Annotated in this window: 7 protein-coding genes; 6 read left to right on the forward strand and 1 reads right to left on the reverse strand. The window is 60.0% G+C overall.

The genetic code is table 11. From position 1 onward, the window contains the following. The first annotated feature begins 75 nt into the window (after positions 1 to 75). Positions 76 to 1,257 carry a GGDEF domain-containing protein gene (locus AC5E6N_RS11775; protein WP_491747995.1) on the forward strand — a complete coding sequence of 394 codons (1,182 nt, stop codon included), beginning with the start codon at positions 76 to 78 and terminating at the stop codon, positions 1,255 to 1,257. An 18-nt stretch (positions 1,258 to 1,275) separates the two neighbouring features. Here AC5E6N_RS11775 and AC5E6N_RS11780 read toward each other — a convergent pair whose 3' ends face one another. Further along, positions 1,276 to 1,590, reverse strand: coding sequence for a hypothetical protein (locus AC5E6N_RS11780; protein ID WP_491747996.1), 315 nt, complete (start codon positions 1,588 to 1,590; stop codon positions 1,276 to 1,278). A 213-nt stretch (positions 1,591 to 1,803) separates the two neighbouring features. Here AC5E6N_RS11780 and AC5E6N_RS11785 point away from each other — a divergent pair, with 213 nt between their 5' ends. The 5 genes from AC5E6N_RS11785 to AC5E6N_RS11805 all read left to right on the forward strand — a co-directional run bounded on the left by AC5E6N_RS11785 (position 1,804) and on the right by AC5E6N_RS11805 (position 5,936). Continuing rightward, positions 1,804 to 2,262, forward strand: coding sequence for a GNAT family N-acetyltransferase (locus AC5E6N_RS11785; protein ID WP_491690635.1), 459 nt, complete (start codon positions 1,804 to 1,806; stop codon positions 2,260 to 2,262). Positions 2,263 to 2,525: 263 nt separating this feature from the next. After that, positions 2,526 to 2,918, forward strand: a complete 393-nt coding sequence (gene sdhC / locus AC5E6N_RS11790; protein WP_491747997.1) for a succinate dehydrogenase, cytochrome b556 subunit — start codon at positions 2,526 to 2,528, stop codon at positions 2,916 to 2,918. Between the two features lie 12 nt (positions 2,919 to 2,930). Beyond that, on the forward strand, positions 2,931 to 3,311 hold the full coding sequence (gene sdhD / locus AC5E6N_RS11795) for a succinate dehydrogenase, hydrophobic membrane anchor protein (RefSeq protein ID WP_491690633.1): 381 nt from the start codon (positions 2,931 to 2,933) through the stop codon (positions 3,309 to 3,311). Positions 3,312 to 3,318: 7 nt separating this feature from the next. Then, positions 3,319 to 5,142, forward strand: a complete 1,824-nt coding sequence (gene sdhA / locus AC5E6N_RS11800) for a succinate dehydrogenase flavoprotein subunit (protein WP_491747998.1) — start codon at positions 3,319 to 3,321, stop codon at positions 5,140 to 5,142. Positions 5,143 to 5,156: 14 nt separating this feature from the next. After that, entirely contained in the window at positions 5,157 to 5,936 is a 780-nt protein-coding gene (locus AC5E6N_RS11805; RefSeq protein ID WP_491747999.1) for a succinate dehydrogenase iron-sulfur subunit, read from the forward strand. Positions 5,937 to 6,000: the final 64 nt, after the last annotated feature.

A 6,000-nucleotide genomic window follows, 5' to 3' on the forward strand; every position in this document is an offset into this window, starting at 1 on the left:
TTGCACGGGCGCCAATGTATTCGTTTACTTCAAATTAGGCCCCTTGATGTAGTTGCTAAGTCTAAGGGGGACGACATGGGTTTATCTTACATCCATGCAGTCAATATCGGGCTTGCCGCCGCAGTAATATGCGGATTTTCGGCTATATTCCTGTTCGACCGCAGCCGCAAGTCGGCTCTTTGGTGGATGCTGAGCTTCTCGGCGATCCTGCTCTCCGCGCTGTCATCGGCCGTCCTGCCGATGGTCACCGCGCAGCCGGTCGCCGACTATGTCGCCTTCGCATTCACGATCATGGCGATCACCTGCCTCAACGTCGGAATCGCCTGGCACTACCGGGTCGATACGCCCTGGCGCACCATCGATGCGGCTGTCGCCTTGACCCTCGTCGTCAACTTTGCGGCAATGACGATGCTGCCGGACGGTCTCGTTTTGTGGACCGTCGAAGCCGTTTCGCTTGCCGCAGCGCAAGCCGTCGGACTTCTTATCCTGCTGCGGTCGGAAAAGGGCAAACGGGATCGGGTGTTTATCGCGTTTCTTGCGTTGTCCATGCTTAATTTCCTTTCACGGCCGCTACTGGAGGCCGTGGCGCGTGCGGACAACACCGATAGCGAACTGAGCAGCGCTGCCGTCGCCATGCATGTCAACGATGCCATGATCATGATCGGTCTTGCCACATTCCTCATGCTGAGGCTCGCCAATCAACTGCTTGCCGATCTGAAGGGCCAGTCGGAGACCGATGCGCTGTCCGGCCTGCTCAACAGAAGCGGTTTCAATGCGGCGGTGCGTTCAGCGCGCGGCCGCCACGGCAGTGCGGCGGCGTGCCTCATCATTTGCGATCTCGATCACTTCAAGTCAATCAACGATCGGCATGGCCACCATGTCGGCGACCGCGTGATCGCCGCATTCGGACGGCTGGTGCGCGCGGGCGCGCGCGACGGCGATGTCTGCGGGCGTGTCGGGGGCGAGGAGTTCTGCATTTATCTGCTTAATTCGGATGCCCGCGCGGCGCGTCTTTTTGCCGAATGGCTCCGCGTCGCCTTCGCCTCGACCAGCTATTGCGAGCTCAACGCCAATACGCGTTTTACCGCCAGTTTCGGCGTGACGCAGGTTGAGCCGGACGAGACGATAGACGAAGCCTACGTCCGCGCCGATACGGCCCTCTATCAGGCAAAACGCGACGGCCGGAACTGCGTTCGCGCCGTCGGGGGCGCCACGGACCTGTCCGGTATCAAATTCTCATCAGCTGCCGCCGTCTAACGGCGGCGTTTCCCACCGTTACGGCCGAATGATGCAGACCTTCGTCTGATCGTCACAGTCCATCGCAGGCTGGGCGTCGCCCACGTCGATGATTTTCGGGCCCGGTCTCGGCAGCGCCTTCTTCGGCGGCTCGATCGGCGCGTAGTTCCCCCGGTCCCGATCGACGTAGAAATAGATACCGTTGCCTTTGAACTGGCGGGCGGATATCGCGCCCGAATAGGTGCCGAGGCCCTTGATGCGGGTCGGCAGGCCGTTGTCGGCGAGAGCCGGAGCGGCGAGCATCGGAGCAATCATTGCCGCGATGGCCAGGGATACGAGTGAACGCTTGAACATGGCAAAGCTCGTTTCGTTAACGAATGCGGACAAGCCCGTGTGTTGACTCATTCAACGGCACGTGGATATCCGTCTGTTAAATTTATGGTTTTCAGCGCCGGTTTGCCAAGAGGGCCGATGTAAACCTTTTGTTAAGGTTAACGGCTGCACATCTGACCCGACTTGCTCTAAGAGTAAGGCGATTGTTCAATAAAGCGGAGTGTTGCGGGCGCCATGACTGCCGAACCGAATATCGATATCAAGCTGATGCGGCTGAAGGATGCGCATGAACTTGCCCCACTGATTGCCGCCTATGCGCAGTCGCTCAAACGCGGCGCGCCGCGAAGGCCCGACGAATTTTATGCCGAAACGCTGCTTCAGGATCGCGTGGCCCAGTTGCTGGGCGCGCGCATCGACGGCGAACTGGTCGGATTCCTGATCTTCTATGATCTGCCCGATGCGGTGACCGGCATGCGTTTCGGTCAGGTCGACCACCTTTATGTCCACCATGCCCAGCGCCGCAAGGGCATCGCCAAGGCCATGCTGGATGTCCTCTGCGAAGACGGTGAATCGCGCGGCTGGAGCAAGCTTGTGCTCAATGCCCCACGGCAGCCGGATGAGGGCAGAAAGCTTTACGAAAGTGTCGCGGCGACCGCCGACTGGGCGGGATTCGTCATCAATTTCGAGCGATAAGGCGCGTTCGCGGGCCGCCATATTGCGCAGTGCGAAAATATTTTTCCGCAGCGCTCCTTGTACAATTTAGACTTTTGACGTCTTTCAATCGATTTGGAAGCGTTCTAAGACTCGGTAGCCGCAGAAATGGCCGGTTTTGTGCAAAACCACGGCGCGTCCGGCGCTTTGACGCACTGCCGCAAAGACACTATTTACATCCGGCGAGAGCCGCAGCCGAAGAGCTGGGAGCCGGGACGAGATACGGAATTGAATTCGGAGGCCCCATGGCCAGCGCCAGACAGAACAGACCCCTTTCCCCGCATTTGAGCATCTACAAGCCGATCCCGACAATGGTCATGTCGATCGTGCACCGCTTCACCGGCGGAGCGCTCTATTTCGGGACGGTCCTGCTTGCCTGGTGGCTGATTGCGACTGCAGCCGGCCCTTCCTATTTCGAGTTTGCCAATATGATCTTCGGGTCGATCATCGGACGCCTGATCCTGTTCTTCTATACCTGGGCGCTGCTCCACCACATGTTCGGCGGCATCCGCCATCTCATCTGGGATACCGGGCGGGCATTCGACAATGATACAAGTACCAGGATGGCCTGGCTCACCCTTGTCGGTTCGGTCACTCTGACAATCGCCCTGTGGGCAATCGCCCTGATTTCGTCTTAAGGAAGCGTCGTTATGGATATGCGCACACCGCTCGGCCGGGTTCGCGGCCTGGGTTCGGCCAAGGAAGGAACGGACCATTTCTGGCGCCAGCGGCTGACGGCCATCGCCAATATTCCCCTGACGATCTTTTTTGTGATTTTTGTCCTCGTTTATCACGGCGAATCCTTTGAGACCGTCGCCGCAGCGCTAAGTAATCCAATTGTCGCGGTTGTGATGGCACTCGCCGTTCTGTCGCTCGTGATCCATATGCGGCTTGGCATGCAGACCGTCATCGAGGACTACATTCATGGAGAGGGCTTGAAGATCGTTCTTTTGATTTCCAACAGTTTCTTTGCCGTCATCGTCGGCGCCGTATCGCTGTTCGCGATCCTGAAACTCGGATTCGGAGGCTGACAGCGCGATGGCAAATACCAACGCACAAGGCTACGAACAGATAGAGCACATGTTCGACGTGGTCGTGGTTGGCGCCGGTGGCGCGGGATTGCGCGCGACCCTGGGCATGGCGGAACAGGGCCTGCGCACGGCGTGTATCACGAAGGTGTTTCCGACGCGCTCCCACACGGTCGCGGCGCAAGGCGGCATTGCCGCAAGCCTGCAGAACATGACGCCGGACAGCTGGCACTGGCACATGTACGATACGGTCAAGGGATCCGACTGGCTGGGCGACAACGACACCATGGAATATCTGGCGCGGGAGGCTCCGGCAGCGGTCTACGAGCTTGAGCATTACGGTGTTCCGTTCTCGCGCACCGAGGAAGGCAAGATCTACCAGCGCCCCTTTGGCGGGCATATGCAGAATTTCGGAGACGGGCCGCCGGTTCAAAGGACCTGCGCGGCCGCCGACCGGACGGGCCACGCGATCCTGCATACGCTCTATGGCCAGTCGTTGCGTCACAATGCGCAGTTTTTCATCGAGTATTTCGCCATCGACCTGTTGATGGACGACGATGGCGTGTGCACCGGGGTGGTGGCCTGGAATCTCGACGACGGGGTCATACACATATTCCGCGCCAAGATGGTGGTGCTTGCGACGGGCGGTTACGGCAGAGCCTATTTCTCGGCAACCTCCGCCCATACATGCACCGGCGACGGGCACGGCATGATCGCCAGGGCCGGCCTGCCATTGCAGGACATGGAATTCGTCCAGTTTCACCCGACCGGCATTTATGGCGCGGGCACGCTGATCACCGAAGGCGCGCGCGGCGAAGGCGGCTATCTCGTCAACTCCGAGGGCGACCGCTTCATGGAGCGTTACGCGCCTTCGGCGAAGGATCTTGCCTCGCGCGATGTGGTGTCGCGCTGCATGACCATGGAAATCCGCGAGGGGCGCGGCGTCGGCAGGGAAAAGGACCATATTTTCCTGCACCTCGATCATCTCGATCCCGCCGTCCTTGCCGAAAGACTGCCGGGCATATCGGAATCGGCAAAGATCTTTGCCGGCGTTGACGTGACGCGCGACCCGATCCCGGTTCTGCCGACGGTTCACTACAATATGGGCGGCATTCCGACCAATTATCACGGTGAAGTGCTCAATCCGACCGAGGACGATCCCGACCGTATCCAGCCCGGGCTGATGGCCGTCGGCGAAGCGGGCTGCGCCTCGGTTCACGGCGCCAACCGGCTGGGTTCGAACTCGTTGATCGACCTGGTGGTGTTCGGCCGGGCGGCGGCCATCAAGGCCGGCGAGGTGGTCGACCGCAACAGTGATGTTCCGCCGGTGCCGCAGGCCTGTTTCGACCGCATCATGGAGCGCTTCGACAAGCGCCGCCATGCCAGCGGTTCCATTCCGACGGCGGCGCTGCGCGACAAGATGCAGCGAGCCATGCAGAAGGATGCCGCGGTCTTCCGCACGCAGGAGACGCTGGAAGGCGGCTGCCGCGCCATGGACGAGATTTACAAGGAACTCGCCGATGTGCGCACCACGGACCGGTCGATGATCTGGAATTCCGATCTGGTCGAGACGCTCGAGCTCGACAATCTGGCGGACTGCGCGATGCTGACCGTCTATGGCGGCGAAGCACGCAAGGAAAGCCGCGGCGCCCATGCGCGCGAGGATTTCCCTGACCGTGACGACAAGAAATGGCGCATCCATACACTGGGCTGGATCGGCAAGGACGGCCAAGTGAGGCTCGATTATCGACCGGTGCACACCGAGACGCTGACGAGCGAGGAAGAAGGCGGCATCGCACTTGCCAAGATCGCGCCCAAGAAGCGTGTTTACTGACAGGAACCCGTTACATGGTTGAATTGACGCTTCCAAAGAACTCGCGGATCACCGAGGGAAAGACGTGGCCGAAGCCCGAAGGCGCCACCAATGTGCGCGAGTTCCGCATCTATCGCTGGTCGCCGGATGACGACAACAATCCTTCCGTCGACACCTATTATGTCGATCTGGACGATTGCGGGCCGATGGTTCTCGACGGCCTGTTGTGGATCAAGAACAAGGTCGATTCCACCCTGACGCTGCGCCGCTCCTGCCGGGAAGGCATTTGCGGCTCCTGTGCGATGAACATCGACGGAACCAACACGCTGGCCTGCACCAAGGGCATGCAGGAGATCGACGGGGCGGTGAAAATCTATCCCCTGCCCCATCTTCCCGTCATCAAGGACCTAGTGCCTGACCTTAACAATTTTTATGCGCAGCACCGGTCGATCGAGCCGTGGCTGAAAACCACGACGCCCGAACCGCAGACCGAGTGGCTGCAGTCGCATGAGGACCGGGTCAAGCTCGACGGGCTTTACGAATGTATCCTGTGCGCCTGCTGCTCGACCGCATGCCCGAGCTACTGGTGGAATGGCGACCGGTATCTCGGTCCGGCGGTGCTGCTTCAGGCCTATCGCTGGCTGATCGACAGCCGCGACGAGGCGACGGGCGAGCGGCTCAATGAGCTGGAGGATCCGTTCCGCCTCTATCGCTGCCACACGATCATGAACTGCGCGCAGACCTGCCCGAAAGGCCTCAACCCGGCCAAGGCGATCGCCGAGATCAAGAAGATGCTGGTCGAGCGCCGCGTATAGGCCTGTGTTTTAGAGCCTGATTGAAAAGTAGTTGAGCGATATCATAGGGTTGTGTTTCCTTCGG

This window comes from Hoeflea sp. (assembly GCF_984452065.1).